Annotated in this window: 19 protein-coding genes and 1 pseudogene; 8 read left to right on the top strand and 12 right to left on the bottom strand. The window is 52.1% G+C overall.

From position 1 onward, the window contains the following. Positions 1-16 precede the first annotated feature (16 nt). Positions 17-1,048, top strand: coding sequence for a mechanosensitive ion channel family protein (locus WCX19_RS03510; protein WP_373005079.1), 1,032 nt, complete (start codon positions 17-19; stop codon positions 1,046-1,048). 422 nt (positions 1,049-1,470) lie between these two features. On the opposite strand, the gene WCX19_RS03505 is transcribed toward WCX19_RS03510, so the two are convergent. From WCX19_RS03505 to serS, 4 genes are all read right to left on the bottom strand, one after another. Next, positions 1,471-1,707 (bottom strand): hypothetical protein, encoded by a 237-nt coding sequence (locus tag WCX19_RS03505; RefSeq protein WP_373005076.1) that lies wholly within the window; start codon positions 1,705-1,707, stop codon positions 1,471-1,473. Between the two features lie 544 nt (positions 1,708-2,251). Beyond that, the gene (locus WCX19_RS03500; protein ID WP_373005073.1) at positions 2,252-3,202 is read right to left on the bottom strand and encodes a PEGA domain-containing protein; all 951 of its coding nucleotides are present in this window, start codon (positions 3,200-3,202) and stop codon (positions 2,252-2,254) included. Positions 3,203-3,297: 95 nt separating this feature from the next. Further along, positions 3,298-4,779: a zinc-ribbon domain-containing protein gene (locus WCX19_RS03495; RefSeq protein WP_373005070.1), complete on the bottom strand. Its 1,482-nt coding sequence runs from the start codon at positions 4,777-4,779 to the stop codon at positions 3,298-3,300. A gap of 106 nt (positions 4,780-4,885) precedes the next feature. Further along, positions 4,886-6,163, bottom strand: coding sequence for a serine--tRNA ligase (serS, locus tag WCX19_RS03490; RefSeq protein ID WP_373005067.1), 1,278 nt, complete (start codon positions 6,161-6,163; stop codon positions 4,886-4,888). 343 nt (positions 6,164-6,506) lie between these two features. Here serS and WCX19_RS03485 point away from each other — a divergent pair, with 343 nt between their 5' ends. The 5 genes from WCX19_RS03485 (at position 6,507) to WCX19_RS03465 (ending at position 10,691) form a co-directional block, all read left to right on the top strand. Continuing rightward, entirely contained in the window at positions 6,507-7,778 is a 1,272-nt protein-coding gene (locus tag WCX19_RS03485; RefSeq protein ID WP_373005063.1) for an NRAMP family divalent metal transporter, read from the top strand. Between the two features lie 13 nt (positions 7,779-7,791). Next, positions 7,792-8,010 (top strand): hypothetical protein, encoded by a 219-nt coding sequence (locus WCX19_RS03480; protein WP_373005060.1) that lies wholly within the window; start codon positions 7,792-7,794, stop codon positions 8,008-8,010. Between the two features lie 22 nt (positions 8,011-8,032). After that, positions 8,033-9,313: a magnesium transporter MgtE N-terminal domain-containing protein gene (locus WCX19_RS03475; protein WP_373005057.1), complete on the top strand. Its 1,281-nt coding sequence runs from the start codon at positions 8,033-8,035 to the stop codon at positions 9,311-9,313. Positions 9,314-9,400: 87 nt separating this feature from the next. Beyond that, positions 9,401-10,033 carry a class I SAM-dependent methyltransferase gene (locus WCX19_RS03470; protein ID WP_373005054.1) on the top strand — a complete coding sequence of 211 codons (633 nt, stop codon included), beginning with the start codon at positions 9,401-9,403 and terminating at the stop codon, positions 10,031-10,033. Between the two features lie 94 nt (positions 10,034-10,127). Further along, positions 10,128-10,691, top strand: a complete 564-nt coding sequence (locus WCX19_RS03465) for a hypothetical protein (protein WP_373005051.1) — start codon at positions 10,128-10,130, stop codon at positions 10,689-10,691. A 945-nt stretch (positions 10,692-11,636) separates the two neighbouring features. Here the strand turns inward: WCX19_RS03465 and WCX19_RS03460 are convergent. Beyond that, positions 11,637-12,569, bottom strand: coding sequence for a PEGA domain-containing protein (locus tag WCX19_RS03460; RefSeq protein WP_373005048.1), 933 nt, complete (start codon positions 12,567-12,569; stop codon positions 11,637-11,639). A 79-nt stretch (positions 12,570-12,648) separates the two neighbouring features. Between WCX19_RS03460 and WCX19_RS03455 the strand changes: the two genes are divergently transcribed. Together WCX19_RS03455 and WCX19_RS03450 are read left to right on the top strand one after the other, a co-directional pair. Then, the gene (locus tag WCX19_RS03455; RefSeq protein WP_373005045.1) at positions 12,649-13,305 is read left to right on the top strand and encodes a VTT domain-containing protein; all 657 of its coding nucleotides are present in this window, start codon (positions 12,649-12,651) and stop codon (positions 13,303-13,305) included. Positions 13,306-13,538: 233 nt separating this feature from the next. Continuing rightward, on the top strand, positions 13,539-16,199 hold the full coding sequence (locus tag WCX19_RS03450; protein WP_373005042.1) for a PAS domain S-box protein: 2,661 nt from the start codon (positions 13,539-13,541) through the stop codon (positions 16,197-16,199). Between the two features lie 159 nt (positions 16,200-16,358). Here WCX19_RS03450 and WCX19_RS03445 read toward each other — a convergent pair whose 3' ends face one another. From WCX19_RS03445 to WCX19_RS03415, 7 genes and pseudogenes are all read right to left on the bottom strand, one after another. Then, the gene (locus WCX19_RS03445) at positions 16,359-17,438 is read right to left on the bottom strand and encodes a GHMP kinase (RefSeq protein WP_373005039.1); all 1,080 of its coding nucleotides are present in this window, start codon (positions 17,436-17,438) and stop codon (positions 16,359-16,361) included. 13 nt (positions 17,439-17,451) lie between these two features. Then, positions 17,452-17,643, bottom strand: a complete 192-nt coding sequence (locus WCX19_RS03440) for a DUF2148 domain-containing protein (protein ID WP_373005036.1) — start codon at positions 17,641-17,643, stop codon at positions 17,452-17,454. Positions 17,644-17,727: 84 nt separating this feature from the next. Beyond that, positions 17,728-17,781, bottom strand: a pseudogene (locus WCX19_RS03435) (hypothetical protein); the annotation flags it as partial. A 71-nt stretch (positions 17,782-17,852) separates the two neighbouring features. Beyond that, positions 17,853-18,005: a hypothetical protein gene (locus WCX19_RS03430; protein ID WP_373005034.1), complete on the bottom strand. Its 153-nt coding sequence runs from the start codon at positions 18,003-18,005 to the stop codon at positions 17,853-17,855. A 70-nt stretch (positions 18,006-18,075) separates the two neighbouring features. After that, positions 18,076-18,495, bottom strand: coding sequence for a PaaI family thioesterase (locus WCX19_RS03425; protein WP_373005031.1), 420 nt, complete (start codon positions 18,493-18,495; stop codon positions 18,076-18,078). Between the two features lie 36 nt (positions 18,496-18,531). Beyond that, entirely contained in the window at positions 18,532-19,230 is a 699-nt protein-coding gene (locus WCX19_RS03420; protein ID WP_373005028.1) for a glycosyltransferase family 2 protein, read from the bottom strand. A 77-nt stretch (positions 19,231-19,307) separates the two neighbouring features. After that, positions 19,308-20,621 carry an NAD(P)/FAD-dependent oxidoreductase gene (locus tag WCX19_RS03415; protein ID WP_373005026.1) on the bottom strand — a complete coding sequence of 438 codons (1,314 nt, stop codon included), beginning with the start codon at positions 20,619-20,621 and terminating at the stop codon, positions 19,308-19,310. Positions 20,622-20,627: the final 6 nt, after the last annotated feature.

Below are 20,627 nucleotides of genomic sequence, written 5' to 3'. Positions count from 1 at the left end.
ACATAAGAGTACGTATATGGATGATAACCTGCTCTTTGCCATTGCAATCGTTATTGTCGGCCTTGTCGTGGCGGGCATCGCACGTTTCGTTGTAAAGTGGCTCGAGAAATATGCTGAAACTACCGAGACACAATGGGATGATATTATCATCGCGGCGATCGGTACACCGGTTCAGATAGGCATCGTTGCGTTATCGGTCTATATTGCCCTGAAGTATTTTGACGTCGTCCCGGCACAGTATGCATGGATGATCTCTGACCATGTGCTCAACTCGATCTTTATCCTGATTGGGACATGGATCGTGTCTACACTCCTTCACGATATTATCCATATTTACGGCCATGCCCTTGCAGCGAGTACGGAAGGCGATACCGATGACCGGCTTATCGACCTTCTCGAACTGGCAGTGCGCTATGTAATATGGTTTATCGGGATCATGTTGATCTTTGTCAACCTCGATATCAACATAACACCCTTCCTTGCCGGTGCGGGTATCGCTGGTGTGGCTATCGCACTCGCGGCACAGGATTTCCTCTCCAACTTCTTTGGCGGTGCGATCCTGACCGTCGACAAGCCCTTCAGGGTCGGCGACCGAATCCAGTTTGACACATTTTATGGCGACGTACTGGTTATAGGGACGCGGAGTACCCGGATCAAGACTATTGACGGGAAGATTGTCACCATCCCAAACAACAAGCTCACCTCAAACAGTGTCATCAATTTTTCCTCTCCCGACCCGAAAATCCGGTATACAATCCCGATCACTGCTGCGTACGGAAGCGATGTTGTCCGGGTAAAAGAGATCATACTCGAAGTTGCGGAGGATGCGATAAAGAATACAGAATATTTTGCTGATGATCCGGGACCAAAGGTCTTCTTCCAGGAATTCGGGGATTCGAGCCTGAAGTTTGTGCTTTACATCTGGTCGCGGGCTTACAATGTTCCGGACGAGGTAAAGGATGCCATCAATGTCCGGATCTCTGCACGGTTCGCGGCGGAAGGTATCGATATCCCGTTCCCGCAGCTCGAGGTTCGGATGAAACAATAATTTTCACGGATCTTTTTTACATAATCCTGTTTATTTCCCCATCTTCTGCATCGACGATAATTAAACCGGTATCTTTATTGGCCGCTTCCCGTACCTTCTCATTTCTGGTAGTGGCTGAACCATTCAATTGATAATTAAACCGCCGTTAAAGTGGCTGTTGCATAAAATCCCCGTGCTAACTGTTTACAAATTTGTCTTATATGTCGTTGCATAGACCTTTTCACTCCCCGGAAAAAATCAAATAATGCAACTAATATAGGGTGCGGGGCTACGAATTAATCCGGTGTACATATTCCGGAATCCAAATCGATGTATCCTGTTGAAGATGGAAATGTTGTAATCGGGATCAGGCCTTCTTCACCGGATCAGCTTTTTTACTTCCTACTGCCCGGTGCCGTTTGCAAAAAAAAGAACTGATCTCATCAGCAGAAGACTATATCGTAGACAAAATCCGGGACTTCCCGGATACGACCCGGTTTAAAATTGCACTCATGGTACCGGCATCTGCGACTGATGCCCCCGGAAAACCGGGCACGCCCCGAGGCCATCCGCAGCCATTTCCGGTACCGGGTGCTTTGCACAGACCGGAAGTATCGCCAGTAGACAAAGTACGGGAAATAGAGCATGATTATCGCGCTCGTTGTCCTTGTAGTGAGCACGTTTTTGAGTCGGCGGTCCTGCAGTTCGGCGAATCGCTGCCTGTCATTATGTTCTCTGATGGTATCTGCATCTTTGGCTCTAGGTGGGAGTATGGGCTCCTGCCACCGTAATCCTGTACGAACTCTGGCCTATCCGGGAGGCAAGGAAAATCTACGGGAAGATAGTTTTTTCAGAGATTGTCGTTGTCTCGTCTTCGTAAAAATGAGGGCGGGAGCATGAAGTACCCTTATCCCTGACCTTGTCATGCTTCAAAAAAAATCCGAAAAAATATTGCTCCGCCGGGTTTTCCTCTGACGGTTTAAATCCTTATACCGTTCCATGACCGGACTGATGTGTTGTTGATTGCACCGGTCTCGTCAGAATCGGACGTCCAGTTCCCGGTAAATGCATTCTCGTCAATGGACAGGGCAAATTCAAATTTCCCACTGAAACTGTATGTAGGGTAGGTCTCGCTCCACCGGCTGCCTGCGCATATTTCCCTCCCGTGTTTACTGTTACGGCGGCCAAATGGCGGGAAATGTGTAGCCGTTGGCCCGTATGTTGTTACGGGCCGGCACGCAGGCGGCAGAATGCAAAAATCAGGATTGCGCAGGAACATGCACCGATTGTTACCGGGATCGGTACGGGTGTGGTCATACCCGGGATTACCGAAGGTTTTTCCAGTTCAATCGTGCTTGTGACCGACTGGTCAGCGATCACCCGTACCTGTTCTTCAACCGGGATATACCCATCAAGCGTTGCATTGATCGTGTGGTTGCCGGCAGCAAGATTCGTACGTGTGACCGGGGCTGTTCCTACATTGTTCCCATCAAGAAGGATCTGGGCACCTGAAGGAGTTGTATTAATCACAAGACTCCCGGTCTTTGGCTGGAGTGTTGCTGTCACTTCGGTGATCGCGCCCGCTTCAATTGTTGCCGTTGTGGAAAATTTTTCGTAGTCAAAACGGGAGAACGTGATAGTGTACTTGCCGGGATCGAGACCGGACACGGTCAGTGGTGTGCTGCCTTTATAGTTCCCGTTTATTACTACCGATGTATTGTCCGGAACCGAGCGGAGATCGAAGCTGCCGGGAACGGCAGGGGTGACAACACTGATGCTTGGATTACCCAGGGAAACGGAAATCGTACTGTATTCCGTCTCTCCCAGATGAGAACGATCGTTGGGGCTGTTGACTGCCCACACGGTATAAGTGCCGGCATCAAGGCCTCCACCAAGTGAATTTGTGCCCCAGTTATATTCCCACCGATCGTGATCGTCCACACTGACCTCGGTAAAACCTCCCTGGTCCGCCCGGCGGTAAATGTTGTCCAGCGCAACGCCATTTGTCGGGAGGTTTGGCCCGGTCAAAAAGAGGTAGACTGTCGAGCTCGAATAACAGTATCCCGAGAGTTTAATGGTGTTGCCCAGGTACGACTGCATCGAACCGGATGCGGCAGCCGCACCGACGAGCACGAAAAGCAGGAGAATTCCTGCATACAGGTTCCAGTGTTTCAAGATACACCTATCCTAAAAATTTATTTATTTTTTTTGTCTGTCCTGCATACATCACACGGACGGGACAAAATAATAATTTTCAGGCCGATCCTCTGTTACGCAGTACTATTTGTTTTTGCCATCGTTGGGGTGGGTGTCGGGGTTGCCAGGGCAAACTGCAGGTCAATCCTGCCATTGGGGGTGGTCGTTGACACTGTTTTTATCGCAGTGCCGGCCTTGTAGACAATAACTTTCAGTTCGTCACCAGAACCATCCGTCTTCTTGATAGAGATGGCAACGGTCCCTTCACTTGTGGGAATTACATAGAAGTGATCCCCGGTATCTGTCACGGTTACCTGCGAACCCGGGGTGCCTACCAGTCCACTATATGTCTTATCGTAGATAATCTCGGCCCAGACACCTGTTGTCGGGATAAGTACCTGTGGCGTTGTCGGCTCAGCGGTTGTCACGATCGTTGTCACTACCGGTGTCGGAGTTGGTGTCGGCATGGTGGTAGCCGTGGTGGGTATTGTGGTCGTCACCGGTATGACTTCGGTGTTTGTCTGCATGTTTTTCATGACCATTAATCCACCGGCTGCTACCGCGATGATTACAATAAGAATTATGGCAACCGTAAGAATCGGTGTCCGTTTTTTCCGTGGTGCTGCAGGTACTGGTGGTAATGGAGGAACCTGGGGTATGGGTGGAACTACCGGTGCTAAGACCGGTTCTGCCACCGATGCCTGTGTTCCTTCCACCGGGGGCGTTGTTTCGGCAGTTGGGGTTGCGGGTGCTTCAGTGGGAACCGAGAGCGCCTGTTCCGGTTCCGGTATGGCCGGGGTAATTTCCGTGCGAGGCACCGAATCCTCAATCAGGGGTTCGATCGAGTGGATGATCTGCTCGATGGGCCTCCCCTTGTGATCTCCCGATCCGGGTGTAACCGACGGGGCCGTGGTAATCTGCCCTGGTGTTGTAGAATCGGCCGCTGCTTCTTCCGGGATGACAACCTTGGTTCCGCACCTGTTACAGAATGTCGATCCCATAGGAATGCGGTTCCCGCACCGACTACAGAAAGATCCTTCGGGAAGCGATGTTGTCTCGACAGGTTTTGGCGGCAGGTTACTTGAGTCTACTATGATCTTTTTTATCGGGCGGGAAATCTCGATCTTCTTTTTCACACCGGGAGTACCGACATGTTCCTGGCGGGATTGTTCAGAGCCCTGCTTCTCTGGCACCATCTCAACCGGATACGATGACGCTTCCGAGATATATTTTTTGAGAGTCTTTACCCATTCGCCGGCCTCGCGTTTGCGTTCCCCGGCAGTCTGCATCGCAAAGGTGAGCGCCAGTTCACGGGTATCTGCCGTATCGGTCAGGATCGTCAGGGTAATTACCGGATCGCGGATTGCATTTTCCCCGGTCGCTACATTCCTTATCGTTACCAGCGGAATTTGCTGAGTAGGGACAACATTCTTCTCGCTGTCGATAATGATAAGGCGCCGGTTGGTGAGCACCAGTTCGAACGGCACAGATTTTACCTTGATATGCTGTGCGGTCAGAATAATGGACTCGTCGCTTTTCAAATCTGGATAGCCCATAGTACCACGTTCACTGTTATACTCTTGCATTACCTATGGCAAATAAGTATTTACCAGATGTTTTGGTTTTAATGATAAAAAAGGAGAGGTAAATGTAAAAGGGATTTTACAGGAACTCCCGATCGTTCATGTACTGCCTGAGAACTTCCGGGATTGTTACCGATCCATCCTTGTTCTGGTAATTCTCTAAAATGCACCGCAGCACCCGCGACGTGGCGATTGCGGTCGAGTTGAGGGTGTGGACATACCGTTTTGACTCGAAATTCTCCTTGTCCCGCACCCGTATGTTAAGGCTTGCAGCCTGGTACGCGGTGCAGTTAGAGCAGGAGACAACTTCCTTGTAGGCGTTCTCGCGCGGCATCCATGCCTCAATATCGTATTTCTTTGCAGCGACCGTGCCGATATCCCCGGTACAGATGTTGACGACATGGTAGGGAAGCTCCAGTTTTTTGAAAATCTCCTCGGCGTTTGCCAGCAGTTCTTCGTGGATCTGCCAGGAGTCTTCAGGTTTGCAGAAGACGAATTGTTCGATCTTCGTAAACTGGTGGACGCGGAAGAGCCCTTTTGTATCAAGCCCGTGCGCCCCGATCTCCCGACGGAAGCAGGATGAGAGGCCGGCGAGACGCAGCGGCAGGTCTTTTTCTTCAAAGATTTCGTCCTGGTACATTGCGGCCATGGGATGCTCGCTTGTCGCTATCAAATATGCATCATCGCCGTCGATCTTGTACATGACCTTCTCGAAATCCTCGAGATCGGTGACCCCCTCGTACGAGCTGCGGTTAATCATGAGCGGCGGGGAAATGGGTGTAAATCCTTTCTTTTCAAGCAGGTCGAGAGCAAAGCGCTGGAGCGCAAGATCCAGGAGCACAAGGTTCCCCTTCAGGAAATAGAAACCTGCGCCGGAGATCTTCGTTGCCCGTTCGAAGTCTGCCCAGCCCCTGTCGGCAGCAAGCTGCCCGTGGCTCTGGATCTCAAAGTCAAATGTACGCGGGGTGCCGATACGCCGGATCTCGATATTTTCGGTATCGTCTTTTCCCTGCGGTACGCTCTCGTGCAGGATGTTGGGGAGGCGCATGAGCCGGGTGCGGATGAGTGCAGTGATCTCATCCTGTTCGGCATCATTGTCCTTGATATTCTTTGGAAGTTCGGCCGCTTCCGCCATGAGTGGTGCCGGGTCTTTTCCTGTTTTGCGTGCCTCGTTAATCTCGCGGGCTATCGTGTTCCTCCGGCGCCGCAGTTCATCAGTCTGTACTTTGAGCTCGCGGGATCGCGCATCTTTTGCCAGGATCTCGTCTACCCATGCAATTTTTTCCGGAGTATTGCGTTTCAATAAATCGGCTTTTACTATCTCCGGGCTTGCCCGTACAAACCTGATATCTAACATTTCGCGCACCTCAAATGAACATCCCCTGTATCTGGTACGAGGGGCTTTTTTGATTTTGATATTCCAGTATTAGTGTATCTTATTTTACCTTATTATGCTTCAATGCACTTGAGAGAACAGTTTACATGAAGTCTGCCCGGCAGTGCTCCACAAAAATATCGCCACAGATGATGCTAGGGACTGATACGATGACAGACCTTTCTTTGAGATATTTTATTACCTGTTCGCGGCCATTGTATCCGGGAAGAATCTGATTTTGACGCTCATCGCCATGCCGGCCGGATGAACGGAGGGGAAGATTACCGCAATGTAACCGGGTGATGAATCTAAAAAGGGGCGCCTTATGGATTTTGGATCAACATTTTTTTATAAATACCGGCGTTTTGTTAAGGCGCTCAAGATTTATCTGATCCTTGCCGGCCCGGGTCTCATCGTGATGCTCGCCGATAACGATGCCGGGGGGATCACCACCTACACGGTCACCGGGGCCACCTATGGCTACGGCCTGATCTGGTTTTTACTGCTGCTCCTGCCGGTCGCCTATGTGGTTCAGGAGATGACAGTCCGTCTTGGGGCAGTCACGAAAAGAGGCCACGCAGAGGCGATCTTCGATGCGTTCGGCTCGTTCTGGGGCTGGTTCTCATTTCTTGATCTTACGCTCGTGAACTGGCTCACACTTATCACCGAGTTTATCGGTATGACTGCAGCAATGAGCATCTTCCACGTCCCCCCCATTTTTACCATCGCAATTGTTTCGGTCGTCATGCTGCTCATGGTGCTCCAGGGACGATACTGGACCTGGGAGAAGATTGCGATCGTCTTTGCGGTGCTCAACCTTATCTACATCCCTGCAGCATTTCTTGTCCACCCGTCGATTGGGGACGTTCTCGGCCAGGGGCTTATCCCGCATTTCCCCGGTGGTTTTAACAGCACGCTCTTTTTCTTTTTAATGGCAAATATCGGGACGACAATTGCCCCGTGGATGATCTTCTTCCAGCAGAGCGCGGTTGTCGATAAGGGGATGAAGGAAAAAGATATTCCTTTCGGGCAGCTGGATACCCTGATCGGTTCGGCGTTTACCGTCATTGTCGCTATTTTTGTTGTCGTTGTGACCGGAACGGTTCTTTACGGCATGCAGATTGACAGTGCGGCGCAGGCAGCGACCATCATGATGGGAATTAACCCGTGGCTTGGGACGTTTGTCGCGATAGGACTATTCGATGCCGGGTTCCTCGGGGCGATCTGTATCTCGCTTTCCAGTTCGTGGGCGTTCGGGGAAGTATTCGGATGGGCGCATTCGCTCAACCTTAAGATCCGGGAAGCGCCGTGGTTCTATGCCTGCTACCTGTTTGCCATCCTGACGGCTGGAGCCGTGGTGCTGATACCCGATGCCCCGCTTGTCCTCATCACGCTCTTTGTACAGGTAATTGCAGTAACCCTGCTCCCGGCGGCACTGGTGTTTTTGATCCTGCTCTTGAATAACGAAGAGATCATGGGAAAATACAAGAACACGCTCGCACAGAATATCGCCGGGATCGTGATCGTAGCGGTGATTATTGTCCTCTCGACGCTGTTTGGCATATCGACCCTCTTCCCGGGCCTGTTCGGAGGGTGAGGTGGTTTATCATATGATTCGTATTGAACATATCTTCGGGAGCAGGGTGGGCAGCATTATCAGGGGGTGGACCGGTAAAATTTCTGAGATCAACCGGAAGTATGCTACTCCAAAGATCCAGATGTCCCGTGGGGTAAAGTTCGCGCTCCTGATGCTTCGGGTGTACCTGGTCCTTCTCGTCCTGCTCCTGGGCTATAAATTCTGGACGATGCTTGGTGGAGGCGGTATTTGATGAGAAAAACGGGGGTGAACAAATGAATGAAAAACAGGATACGGTTGCAGCAAAATCAGATGCCCGTTACTTGTTAAGCGAACTTCTGGATGCAAAAGTGCTCTTTTCTGATAAGAAGATCGGGAGACTGTCCGATCTTGTAATCGTAGAGACCGGGACGTTTCCCGTTGTAAAATACCTGGTTGTGAGGCGCCCGTTTGGTGATCCGTCACTGCTTATACCCTGGGAACAGGTAAAAAGCCTTGAACCGGGCCGGGTTGTCATCGGTATTGATGACCCAAAAAAATACGAGCGGGATCCGGCCGAGGATGCAATCCTGCTGCGCGACCATATCCTTGACAAGAAAGTGCTCGACACGGAGGATGCGGAAGTAGAAGTGGTCTACGATATCCGGCTTGTCGAGCGGAATGGTCGGCTCTTTGTGACCGAAGTGGACACGAGCAAGGCGGCGCGGCTGCGCCGGTTCGGATTCGGGCCGCTTGCACGACTCTTCCCGGGGGATACGGAGACCACAGAGGATTCGATAATTTCATGGAAGTACGTCCAGCCCCTGCCCACCCACATCAGCAGTTTCAAGGGCAATGTCAAGCTCACGGTCTTAAAAGAGACCCTTGCGGATATCCACCCGGTCGACCTGGCCGATATCATCGAGGAACTTGATCATGACCAGCGTCTCGCGGTATTCTCATCGCTTGAAACCGATCAGGCGTCCGATACATTAGAAGAAATAGAGCCCAATGTCCAGCGGGATATTATTGCATCGCTCGATATTGGAAAAGTGGTCCCCTTAATCAATATCATGACACCGGGCCAGGCGGCAGATGTCCTGTCAGTTATCCCGCATGAGGACGCAGCAGAGATTCTCGCGGCGCTCAGTCCCGACAATGCCCGTAAAGTCCGGGCGATTATGGAAAAGCAGGAGGAGAAGGTGATCCATTACACGACCCAGAAGATCTTAAAATTCCTCCCGGACACGACCGTTGAGTACGTGCAGAATGATTTTCCCGGTCATGCCCGTGGAAAAGATGTCGTCATGTATATCTACGTCGTGGATAACAATGACCGGCTGCTGGGTGTGGTTGACCTCAAGGAACTGCTGAGGGCGGATGACAAGGCGCTCCTCTCTGCGATTATGACGGAGAACGTGATTGCCCTGAATGTAGAGAATACCCTTAAAGAGGCGTCGCAGGAGTTCGAGCGGTACAGTTTCCGGGCCATGCCGGTCACCGATGACGACAATCGCCTTATCGGGGTCATCCCGTACCGCGATGTCATGAACCTGACCCATCATTTCCTCGAATAATAGTGTGGATCCGGAACATGATTCTCGTCCCGGCAAAGCCGGTTCTGCATCGAGAGTCGGTGACGGTAATGGAAACGGTGCAGATATATGAACAGAGATCGTGATGCAGGCTGCTGGGAGAACGAGTATTCCCGGCGGGGGCGGGTCTGGGGAGGAGCAGTCCATAACCTGCCGCCTTTTCGCCCCGGCCTGCGCGTGCTTGAACTCGGGTGTGGGAACGGGAAGACGTTCTCCGCGATTCTGGAAAAAAACTGCGAGGTGGTTGGCGTTGACTTTTCTTCCACTGCTGCGATCCTGTGCAGGTCTCTTATCCCAGAAACTGCACGCGGGGATATCGCCCTTGCCGATGTCCGCTACCTGCCTTTTGCCGATGCCTCATTTGATGTCGTGATTGCGTTCCACGTGATTGGGCACCTGTCAGGAGCCGGGCGTGTCCGCTGCGTCGGGGAAGCGGCACGGGTGCTTAAGGAGGGTGGAACCCTGTATTTTTCCGGGTTTTCTGGTGAGGATTTTCGGGCCGGCACCGGCCGCGAGATCGAACCGGGTACGTTCGAACGGAAAAACGGGATAGCCACTCATTACTTTTCTGAGATTGAGGTTCAGGCACTTCTCTCACCATTATCTGCCTTGGAGTGTTCTACCCGGCGCTGGACGATGACCGTGCTCGGGCAGCCGCTCCCCCGAGCCGAGATCACTGCCGCATTTGAAAAAACAACCTGATTTTTAAGGGCGTTTCGCTGTAATTCGTCAGATCACGGAGGAATTATTAAATGTACGTGCGACGTTCTTTCCTCTCGTACTTGGAAGTGATTATGTGAAGAAAATATTCTTTTTAACGCTCTTTGCGTGTATTGCAATTGTCGGATGCGTGTCAGCTGCGGTCCCGGCAGATAACCAGACTGCGGCCGCGACGGCTACTACTGCCCCGCAGCTGATCGGCGGGAACATGGGTACCTACCTTGTCAAAGCAAATGTGGACAACGCAAATGTTACCTTTGATAAGGATTTCAAGGGAATCACAAAGGACGGTCAACTAAAGGTTGAGGTCTATACGACCGGAACGCCCTACCGTATCATTACCGTTGAAAAGTCCGGGTATGCCGTCTACACAGCAAATATAACCTCAGTCCCGGCGAAAAACGAGACCGTTGAGATTGCAGTGACCCTCGTCCCGCTCGCAGCGGCAAATACGACGGCACAGCAGGCAAATGTAACCGCCCCGGTATCAGCCAACACCCAGTCCAATGTTTCTGCTGAAGTAACAATTGCCGTCGAAACTGCAACTTCACCGGCGCCAACCCGGTCCGGCAACCTGCCATTCGCCGCTTTTGCCGCATTTGGTGTCATCGGTATCCTTGCGATCCGATCAAGGCGTTAGACAGTAATTTTTCTCTCTTTTTTTCGTGCTCGATCTGTTTTGCCGGTTTTTAGTACTTCTCTATTTTCACGTTGAAAGAACAATCACTAAAAATTCGTATAAACCAGATCTGGACGCGGGAATATCCTTTTTGACAGCCGCCATCCTCCCTTTGGTGCAGGAAGGGGTACCCCTCCATTTGTACAAAAGAGGCACCCCCCACTCCCGGGCCACAAGAGGGGGGTGGGGGTATCATGCTTTTAAAAAATCGGTCGGGGGGTGGGGGTACCTCTCCTTTTTGGGAGCGGGGGGTGCCCCCATGCAGGAAAAGAGGCCCCTACCCCCACTAAGCCATCGGCCGGCAAAATATACATTCAGACGATAATTCCACGCGAAGCACAGGTTTTGGGAATGCAGGAAAGAGGGGGTAGTCCCCCTCTTATGCCCGGACAGGGGGTGGGGGTATCATGCTTTTAAAAAAATTGGTCGGGGGGTGGGGGTACCTCTCCTTTTTGGGAGTGGGGGGTGCCACCCGGGGCTTGCCGGGAGGGGGTACCCCCAATGGACCGGGAATCGCTTCGGCAAGTCCTGTTAAAAAATTCTGATGTTTGCAAAGGAAAATTTAGAGAAGTACAAGGTTTAAAGGTCCGTTTGGGATATCTGGCTCTTTCGCGGAGTGAACAATCCTTGTGCTCTTCCCAATAAAAAAATGAATATCCCCGGACATGAGATCCATACATGCCGTGAAAAATGCGCCGGAGTTCCCTGCCGTTGTGACATATCCCCTGTGGAGAGAGTGTCTGAAAAGGTAATCCGGTATCATCGTAAAGTGCTTTTGGATGTTTGAAGGGGACGGGCATTGTCCCGTCCGTTAACATGCGTTTCGCAGTGTGTTAAAAAACCAGAAGTTTTTGCGAAGGTTAAAAAAAGCCGGAAGAGATCTTCCGGAAAAATAAAAGCCGGATCTTATTTCCTGCGCAGGATGGCCATGCCGCACCCGGTAAGTACGAGAGCAGCGATCACGACACCAATGCCCGGTGCACCCGATTTCTTTACCGGTGTTTCAGCAAGTTCCAGGGATTCAAAAACGGTGGCTGTCTCACCGGGGTTTACCGTGACAGTCTTTGTAAGGGAAAGGTACCCGTCAGATTCCAGCATGATCTCGTGTCGGCCGGGTGTTATACCGGTAAAGGTTCCCGGGCTTTCGCCGGTATAAGTATTGTCAATATACACGTGCACCTGTGCGGGAGACGAACTGACCCTGATTGCCCCGGGCGCCGAGGCATTTATTGTCGATACAGCAGCAGCTTTCGCCGGATCGATCACCGTATGCTTCAGGGATGGCAGGACCGACGAATCGGTGAGCTGGCGTGAATATCCGTCAGGGAAGATAACGGTTGTGACTTTCGGGGAAAAATCAGCGGAGATCACGGTACTTACGGCCGAGTTCTGGAGAGCGATCTGGGCTTTTTTAAAGTCCATGGATGCGGTCTGGTACTCTGACCCGGTCGGGACATCGTTTATCACGGCAAAATTTTTCAGGTAAAGACCTGCTCCTGACTTATCAAAGGAGAGCACTTCCGGAGGATCCGAACTTGTGGCCAGTCCTTTTACCAGCTGTTCCTGGAGCATGGATTGGGGGATGGCATTTTCGATCACTCCCTCAAGGGTATACTTGAACGTGGCCGTGGCATCACCGTTATTTGCGACGGTAATACTCAGGGAATCTGCCGTGAATGCCTGTACAGGGGCAACAAGGAGAAACACGAAGCAGATGATGCTGCACAGGGAGGTCAGACGCAAAATCTTTTCGGGAATCATCATGGTAATCACGTGGCACAAAATATTGTTGTCAGTATACCCTGTTTGTCCTTTTTTGACGATATACGTTGACATCATTCCCACCTGTTACCCGGCCAAAACAAATCGACGGTGCCTCATGTTGATATAGGCCGTTTACCTAATACCTGTACCATTCATGATAGAATCAATTATTGGCCTCATCTTACATCTTGATCAGAACCTGTCCTCGGTTGTCCAGAGTTACGGCATGTGGACTTACCTGATCCTGTTCTGCATCATCTTTTTTGAAACCGGCTTTGTTATAACGCCGTTTTTACCCGGGGATTCCCTGCTCTTTGTCTCCGGGGCAGCAGCAGCGAGTGGGATCATGAATCTTGAGATTCTCATCCCGGTAATTATCCTTGGAGCTGTCGCCGGGGACACGGTCAATTACTGGCTGGGAAATTACCTTGGATTACATATTTTCCAGGAGCGGTTCCCGAACTTTATAAAAAAAGAGCACATTGACAAGACGTATTCTTTTTACGAGAAATATGGGGGGGCCACTATCTTTGTCGCCCGGTTCGTGCCCTTTGTACGGACATTCGCGCCCTTCCTTGCCGGTGTTGGGACGATGAAGTATCACCGGTTCCTCCTGTATAACGTGCTTGGTGCAGTCGCGTGGACGCTCCTTGTAGTGCTCGGCGGGTATTACCTGGGCACGTTCTCTATTGTCAAAGAGAATATGAGCCTGATGCTTCTCTTTGTCCTGGCACTGACCGCTGGTGCAATTCTCTTTATTATTGTCGGGATTATCCAGGCCTGCCGGCAGAAGAAGAAACCGGAAGGGTAGTAATTTTTTACATGTGTGCGCATTTTCTCGCTCCTGCAGGTTTTTTGGTTTCCGATCTTTTTTGTGGGGGGCCGGTGGTATTGACCGGATAGCGTGGCAAATAATCCGGGAAAATATCTTTTCTCTGCTGAAAGAATCTGCAGGAATCCGTTCTGGTATTGGGAATGCGTCTGGATCGAAACTATCATCATTACATCTATCAAATAGAACCCGGCACATTAAACCGAGGTCTCATGTATTGTATTCTCTATGTTGACGATGAACCTGGCCTGCTTGAGATCGGGAAACTCTTCCTTGAACGGGGTGGTCAGTTTATCGTTGACACCATCACATCCGGCCCGGAAGCACTTGCTCTTCTCGATACAAAAAACTACGATGCCATCATTGCTGACTACCAAATGCCAAATATGGACGGTATCGAACTGCTAAAAACGATACGATCTTTGGGAAAATCCCTTCCGTTTATCCTCTTTACCGGGCGGGGACGCGAAGAGGTTGTTATCCAGGCCTTGAATGAGGGGGTAGATTTTTATCTCCAGAAAGGTGGCGAACCAAAAAGCCAGTTTGCCGAACTGTCAAATAAGGTGCGCTACGCGGTCATGCGCAGGCGCGCGGAAGATGCACTCAAAGTGAGCGAGGAACGATACCGTCGTATTGTAGAGACCACGGCTGAAGGTATTATCCAGATGGATGAGGCGTTCACTATAGTCTATGCCAACCGGCGGATGGCGGAGATGCTCGGCTACACGGCAGAAGAGATGATGGGCCGGCACATCTCCTCGCTTATTGCGCCTGAAGAGATACCTGACGACACCTCCCGGAGAGATGAACGACGAAAAGGGAAGAGCGGACGGTTCGAGCGACGATTTGTTACAAAAGAGGGACAGATCCGGCGGACGCAGATGTCAGCGACGCCGGTTATGGCTCCTGACGGTACGTTTCAGGGCTCTTTTGCAATGTGCTCTGATATTACGGAGCGAAAAACCGCGGAGGAGGTGATTGCCCGTAAGAACGAGGATCTCCAGGCAGCATACGAGCAGCTGACTGCAGGTGATGAAGAACTCCGACAAAATTACGATGAACTGGCAAAAAGCCAGAAACTGCTTGAGGAGAGCGAGCAGCGGTACCGGAACGTTGTCGAAGACCAGTCCGAATTTATCTCCCGGTTCCTGCCGGATGGCACGCACGTCTTTGTCAATGGCGCATACTGCCGGTATTTTGAGATGAACCGGGAGGATATTATCGGACACCGGTTCAGACCGAAGATCCCTCCTGAAGACCGGGAGTGCGTGAAACGGTTCTTTGCCTCCCTGTCCCCGAGTCATCCAACGGATGTTATCGAACACCGGATCATTATGCCGGATGGAGCACTGCGGTGGCAGCGGTGGAGCGACCGCGCGATCTATGATCCTTCTGGAAAACTTATCGAATACCAGTCGGTGGGCCGGGATATTACCAGGGAAGTGGCAACAAAGGCTGCATTAGAGGAGAGCGAGACCCGATTCCGCAGGCAGTACCAGAACAACCCTCTTGCCATATTCACCTGGCAATACCGTAATGACGATTTTGTTCTGGTGGACTATAACACTGCGGCAGAAACTCTCTCGGGCGGCCGTGCGCATGACTACCTTGGGATAACGACATCCCGTCTATACGCAGGCCGGCCTGATATCCTGTCCAAGATCAGACACTGTTTCGCAATCAGGGGAACACTGTTAACGGAATGCACATCAGAACATTTCCTGCCCGGAAAGTATATCCATGCCAGCGCTGCCTTTATTCCGCCTGACCTGATCCAGGTTCACCTTGAAGACATAACCGAGCGGAAAAAAGCGGAAGATGAAATCAGAGAGAGCGAGGAGAAGTTTCGCACCTTTGTGGAGAATGCAGATGACATTATCTACTCGATAACCCCTACCGGGATTTATTCGTACATCTCTCCACAGGTTACCGAATTGCTGGGATACGAGCCCGGGGAGTGGATCGGAAAATCCGCTATTGACTTAATTCATCCTGATGATCTTCCCCGCAACCTTGAATTCTTCCGGCACACATTCCAGACCGGGGAAAAGACGAGTGGGCTTGAGTACCGAATACGACACAAGGACGGCACATGGCTGTGGCATTCCCAGAACGGGTCACTGATGCGCGATGCCCAAGGTAATATTACCGTATATACCGGCATCAGCCGTGATATTACCCGACAAAAGAAAACAGAGGAATCTCTCCTTCGGGCAAACCGCCAGCTCAGCCTGCTCTCTGGTATCACCCGGCATGATATTCTGAACCGGATCACCGGAATTCACGGGTACCTTGAACTCGCAGAAATGAACTCAAGCGATCCTACGCTCGGAAAATACCTGGGAAAAATAAGAGCCTCCATTACAGATATCCAGTCACAGATCGAATTTACCAGAGTCTACCAGGATATAGGTAACAACGCGCCGCAATGGGTAGAACTGGATTCGGTTATACCCTGGCAAGAGGTCCCGGCAACGATTACCCTGACGACTTTGGATATTCCAAATGTTGAGGTCTTTGCTGACCCGTTACTTAAAAAAGTTTTTTTTAATCTGCTGGATAATTCCGTCCGTCATGGGCAGCGGGTGACCATAATTCGCGTATCCGCCCGAAAATCAAAAAAAGACCTGGTTGTTATCTGGGAGGACAACGGGATAGGCGTTGCCGTCAAGGAAAAGGAACGGATCTTCGAGAGCGGATTGGGGAAAAATATGGGGTTTGGAATGTTTTTGATCCGGGAGATCCTTTCCCTGACCGGGATCACCATCAGAGAGACCGGGGTGCCTGGCAACGGTGCACGATTCGAAATTACGGTTCCGGAAAAACAGTACCGGATCTCAGGCCGGAAAACCAATGCCCTCATAAAGGGTTAAGGGAATCTGCAGAACATCCTGTTTGTACTTGGGGGAATTCCTTCGCATACTGTTGTTGAATCAAACACTGGATTTTCAGGAGAAAATGGTTGGTACAAAAAGGATCCTGGTTTTGTTTCCTCGTCTTTTAAAGGGGGATCTATCCCTGTCTGTACTGGGTTATTTCCCGCACGTAATCGTCATTCCCTTATTATCCACTTTTGTCACAATCGCGATCTCAAGTCCGATGGGTTTTAAGATCTTCTGGATGGTTTTACTGTCTTTTTCCGTCACAATCGCGATTGACGGGCCCACAGAACTCATACCGACAAATTCGAGGCCGGCCTCGCGCAGCATGCTCATGTACTGGTAGATCCGGTAACTGTGGTGCTCGATCTCTGCTCGTTTTGATCCCCGGAATTCGATCTCCCAGACGACGTCGCCTGCTTTTTTTAAGTCCTCTCGTTCGAGAGCCGGGATAAAATCCATCATAAAGAGGTATGCCTTGAGTTCCCGGTCCCGGTAGTCAAGCGACCGTGCCCGGTTCATGAGGAGGTCAAACTCTTTTGTCCCGGCTGACGAGATGTCGGTTGGCGGGACAACAATAAAAACGTTTTTTCCTTCCGCAAACGGGTGGTGGTACACGAGGGTCAGTTCGTCGCCCATCACTGCCATGCCGCCATGGGTGCTCGCGGCCGGGCCGACCCCGGTCTCGAAGCCGAACGCGATCGTACCTTCTGCGGTCTCCTCGACATAGTTGTGGCCGATCAGCTGGCGAAGTTCTGCATTGGTCAGCGGCGAGCCGACAGCCTCGTTTAAGGCTGTCGCAACCGCGATCATGACTGTGCTCGTCGACCCGAGGCCGACATGCTTGCGCTGGTGGTCGGTCGCTTTTATCTTAAACCCGCCGGTGTAGCCGACCGCTTTGTTAAAAACGGCAACGAAGTTCTCGACAATGGCCGACCGGCTGTAATCGATCACGAGCCCCTGCCGGGTACACTCGACTTCCGCGGTGCAATAGCACTGGATGGCAAACCCGATCCCCCCGCCGCCTGCGTGGTCCGGTGCAAACCGGTTCATATCGAGGACGGAGAGGTGGATCCGGGCCGGTGCCTTTACCACGACTTTACTCTTCTTCGGGCGCAGCTTGTAACGGTTCTTCTCAAAACCAAGTGTTTTTGTGATCTCACCGGGAAGGAATGACTTAAACTCGTATTCGACAAGATCGAGATCGCCGCCGCGTATCATCATGACTGGCATTGTCTGTCACCGGTTATGCTTTCCGGTCGAAGAAAATACTTTTCCCCGATGCCGAAAGCGGGATCGCAAAGGCGACCGTGCAGTCTTTCCCCAGAAATCCGAGGTTCATCGCAACCGATCCTGCCGTGTACATGATCCGGTTGTCCACGTTATGGATCTGGGCGGTTTTTACCGCAGACCCAAGGGCAATCCCGAGATCCGTCATCCGCACCGCACAGTTGGGGCCGGCATACACGGTTGTAGTGTTTTTCTTTTTCTGTGCTGATTTTACCAGGGTAGCACAGGTCGCATACCCGCAGGCCCCGCAGTTGAGGCCGACCGTGGCAGCGCCGCGGACGCCGATGACAAGACACGCATCGGAAGCGGCAACATTCTTCGCATCGCGCAGGAAGTATCCCAGCCCGTTTTTCGTGCCTAATCCGACATCGCGCGGGAGAGTTTTTTTATCTGGGCGTCCGTGAGCACGGCAAGGAGGATCTCATCGTCCCCGTGTGCTTTTGGTGCGGTGCGGGCCGCAAGCGCCATGAGCCCGGCAACTGCGGTCACTGCTGTTTTTTCAACAGTCATAAGGGAGTATGGGCAACTGCCGGGAGATAAAGGCGCAGGGTTCGTGGGGCGGTGCGCGTAAAGGAGATGCCTACGGGAGCCTGAATGCGACGCCGTCAAACATAGCGACTGTCCGTTCTCCCTCGTACACCAATACGTGGAACGTGTCGCAGGTCTCATTCGTGGCTACCCTTTCTGCAACCGCGACGAGCCGGCCTTTCGCGGGTGCAATGTACTGGATGTGCACGGAGACTGCGGTGTAATGGATGGTTCCGCAGTTGGATGCGATGCCAAATGCATGATCGGCAAGCGAGAAGACCGCACCGCCATGCGCGATACCGTGCGGGTTGGTTTTTCCGGCACAGTCCATCTCAACACGTGCGTAGCCGTCGCGGGCTTCGATGATGTGCATACCCAGCAGCCGGGCAAACTCTGATGCTTCAAACGCTGCAACCGGGTCTCCTGCAGGAGGAACAGGAGCGTTGCCCGGATTGGATGGTGTCGGTTTCATGCGTTCCGCCTTCGTACGGGCCGGGCAAAAAAAGGATCACTTGTATTTTTTCTGGGAATACGCATATTTCTGAGTCTCCCCGCCGTGGGCGACGATGTAGAACCATTCATAGAGCGATTTGAGTGTACCGTACTGCTGGTACCGTCGCATGGAGAAACCGACGTTGAGGCCGCCAAGAAACCGGATCTTCCCCTCGTCTTTCATGCGCATCGCGATCTCGAGATCGTCACCGGCATCGATGCACCGGTACATGCCGGCTTTGATGAACGCGTCCCTGCGGAATGCGGTGTTACAGCCGAGTGTATAGTAAAAGGTCCGGCTGTAGTACCCGATACGGGAGAAGGTATTTGCAAGGAAAAGCGAGAACCGGTTACCGATACTGTCCTCAATGGGGTAGACCGGGCCATAAACCTGCACGACCGCCGGGTCGGCAAATGCGTTTCTGACCTGCTCGATCCAGTCTGACGGGAGGATACAGTCAGCATCGGTGGTGGCAATAATATCGCCTTTCGAGGCCATAGCCCCGTCGTTTCTTGCCCCTCCGACTTTTTTGCTGGTCTGGATAAAGACCATATCGGCATATTTCCGTGCGATCTCGCAGGTTTTGTCCGTTGAGCCACCGTCGACAACAATGATCTCGTACCCGGTCCGGTCGACCGTCTGGTGCGAGAGCGAGACGAGGCATTGTGCGATATTCTCCTCTTCGTTAAATGACGGGACTATAACCGATATCATGCGGGTCAGAAAAACTCCTGTACATTTTTTGGGCTGTCTGATGATAAGCGTGATGCCAGAGTAAATAGGAAAATAGTTCAGGCAGGATACGATTTTACAAAATCCAGAACGCTCCTTATGCACCCGTCCATGTTGAGGTACTCGAACTGGGAAAACCGGCCGACAAGCGGGATGCCAACTGACGTGCAGTAGTCCCGGAGAACGGCAATATTTTTCTGGTATTCTGTATCGTAGACCACGTAGGCAAACGGCTGGCGCACGACCGAGGTATAACAGATCCGGTCCTGGGTGAGAATGCCCATGGCTACAAGCGTTCCGGTGACTTCGGCGACGAGTGCATTGTCTGTCATCTGTGCCACGCTGTCGCCGGGCTGGTGCGTGATCTCGGCGAGGATCGCGGAATGTCCCTGTGGGGCGACGTGCCGGCTATACTGCGAGGGAAACGAGACCCGGTTGGTCTTCCCAAGCGCCGGGTCGGGAATATAGAGCCACGAATAGTCCGGCAGGCTTCCAATAAGACCGATATTGATGCAGACAAGCGAGTTGTACGTAAGAGCGTCGCAGGCAGTTTTCACTGCTGGCGGCACATCGTCAAGCGCTGCAATCAGGTGCTGGATCGGGATAGTCGAGATGATCCGGTCTGCCTCGACCGTTTCTGTCCCGCTGCTGATGAGCCATTTATTTCCCTGTTTTTTTATCGAACGGATCCGGAAATTCGTTTTGATTGAGGGTTCCACCGGCCGTGCGATTCCCTTCACGAGTGCCTCGATCCCGCCATCGAGCGGGTAGGAGAAGACCGACTGGTGGGTGTAGCCTTCGGTTGGGATGCCGATTGCGGACTTGATCACGTCATCGACCGGTGGCCGGGGGATACGCCCGTCTACCCAGTGCAGGGACATTTTTTGTGTCGGGTACTTCCAGATCTTCTCGTTGTACGGCACCATGTAGCACTCGGCAATCCCTTTCCCGAAGGTGTAGTAGATCCAGTCGCGGAATGTTTTCGGGGCCGGAAGATCGCCTTTTTCGACTGCGATAAGGTTTTTGACAAATTCGCTGATGCAGAAGAACCGGTCATCTTCTGGCAGTTCGGCAAGACCGTTCTCGAAAGGGTACTTCACGTACCGGCCCTTGTAGAAGATCTTCGTGTTCCGGTTGTTTTGCTGCTCGTTCCCGGCAATCATCTCCCGCATGAAGTCGAGCACTTCGGTGTCCCGCGAAAAGATGATGTGCGAGCCGCCGATATCGAACGTGAATCCCTTGTCGGTCCGCGACCGGCAGAGCCCACCGTATGCCGGCTCTGCTTCAAGGACAACAAAGTCGGTGCCTTTATCGTGCAGGAGCCGGGCCAGCGTCAGGCCGGATAATCCGCCCCCGAGAATTGCCGTTTTCACTGCCCA

Origin of the sequence: Methanoregula sp., from assembly GCF_041663825.1 — an archaeon.
GTDB lineage: Archaea > Halobacteriota > Methanomicrobia > Methanomicrobiales > Methanospirillaceae > Methanoregula.
Note: the sequence above shows the minus strand (reverse complement) of the source record. Positions and strands in the feature narration are given on the sequence as shown.

What these genes read in the sequence shown, in the direction of transcription:
- WCX19_RS03510 (WP_373005079.1), top strand. Translation starts at nt 17, where the DNA reads ATGGATGATAACCTGCTCTTTGCCATTGCAATCGTTATTGTCGGCCTT.
- WCX19_RS03495 (WP_373005070.1), bottom strand. Translation starts at nt 4,779, where the DNA reads ATGGGCTATCCAGATTTGAAAAGCGACGAGTCCATTATTCTGACCGCA.
- serS (WP_373005067.1), bottom strand. Translation starts at nt 6,163, where the DNA reads ATGTTAGATATCAGGTTTGTACGGGCAAGCCCGGAGATAGTAAAAGCC.
- WCX19_RS03485 (WP_373005063.1), top strand. Translation starts at nt 6,507, where the DNA reads ATGGATTTTGGATCAACATTTTTTTATAAATACCGGCGTTTTGTTAAG.
- WCX19_RS03480 (WP_373005060.1), top strand. Translation starts at nt 7,792, where the DNA reads ATGATTCGTATTGAACATATCTTCGGGAGCAGGGTGGGCAGCATTATC.
- WCX19_RS03475 (WP_373005057.1), top strand. Translation starts at nt 8,033, where the DNA reads ATGAATGAAAAACAGGATACGGTTGCAGCAAAATCAGATGCCCGTTAC.
- WCX19_RS03470 (WP_373005054.1), top strand. Translation starts at nt 9,401, where the DNA reads ATGAACAGAGATCGTGATGCAGGCTGCTGGGAGAACGAGTATTCCCGG.
- WCX19_RS03460 (WP_373005048.1), bottom strand. Translation starts at nt 12,569, where the DNA reads ATGATGTCAACGTATATCGTCAAAAAAGGACAAACAGGGTATACTGAC.
- WCX19_RS03455 (WP_373005045.1), top strand. Translation starts at nt 12,649, where the DNA reads ATGATAGAATCAATTATTGGCCTCATCTTACATCTTGATCAGAACCTG.
- WCX19_RS03450 (WP_373005042.1), top strand. Translation starts at nt 13,539, where the DNA reads ATGTATTGTATTCTCTATGTTGACGATGAACCTGGCCTGCTTGAGATC.
- WCX19_RS03445 (WP_373005039.1), bottom strand. Translation starts at nt 17,438, where the DNA reads ATGCCAGTCATGATGATACGCGGCGGCGATCTCGATCTTGTCGAATAC.
- WCX19_RS03440 (WP_373005036.1), bottom strand. Translation starts at nt 17,643, where the DNA reads ATGACGGATCTCGGGATTGCCCTTGGGTCTGCGGTAAAAACCGCCCAG.
- WCX19_RS03430 (WP_373005034.1), bottom strand. Translation starts at nt 18,005, where the DNA reads ATGACTGTTGAAAAAACAGCAGTGACCGCAGTTGCCGGGCTCATGGCG.
- WCX19_RS03425 (WP_373005031.1), bottom strand. Translation starts at nt 18,495, where the DNA reads ATGAAACCGACACCATCCAATCCGGGCAACGCTCCTGTTCCTCCTGCA.
- WCX19_RS03420 (WP_373005028.1), bottom strand. Translation starts at nt 19,230, where the DNA reads ATGATATCGGTTATAGTCCCGTCATTTAACGAAGAGGAGAATATCGCA.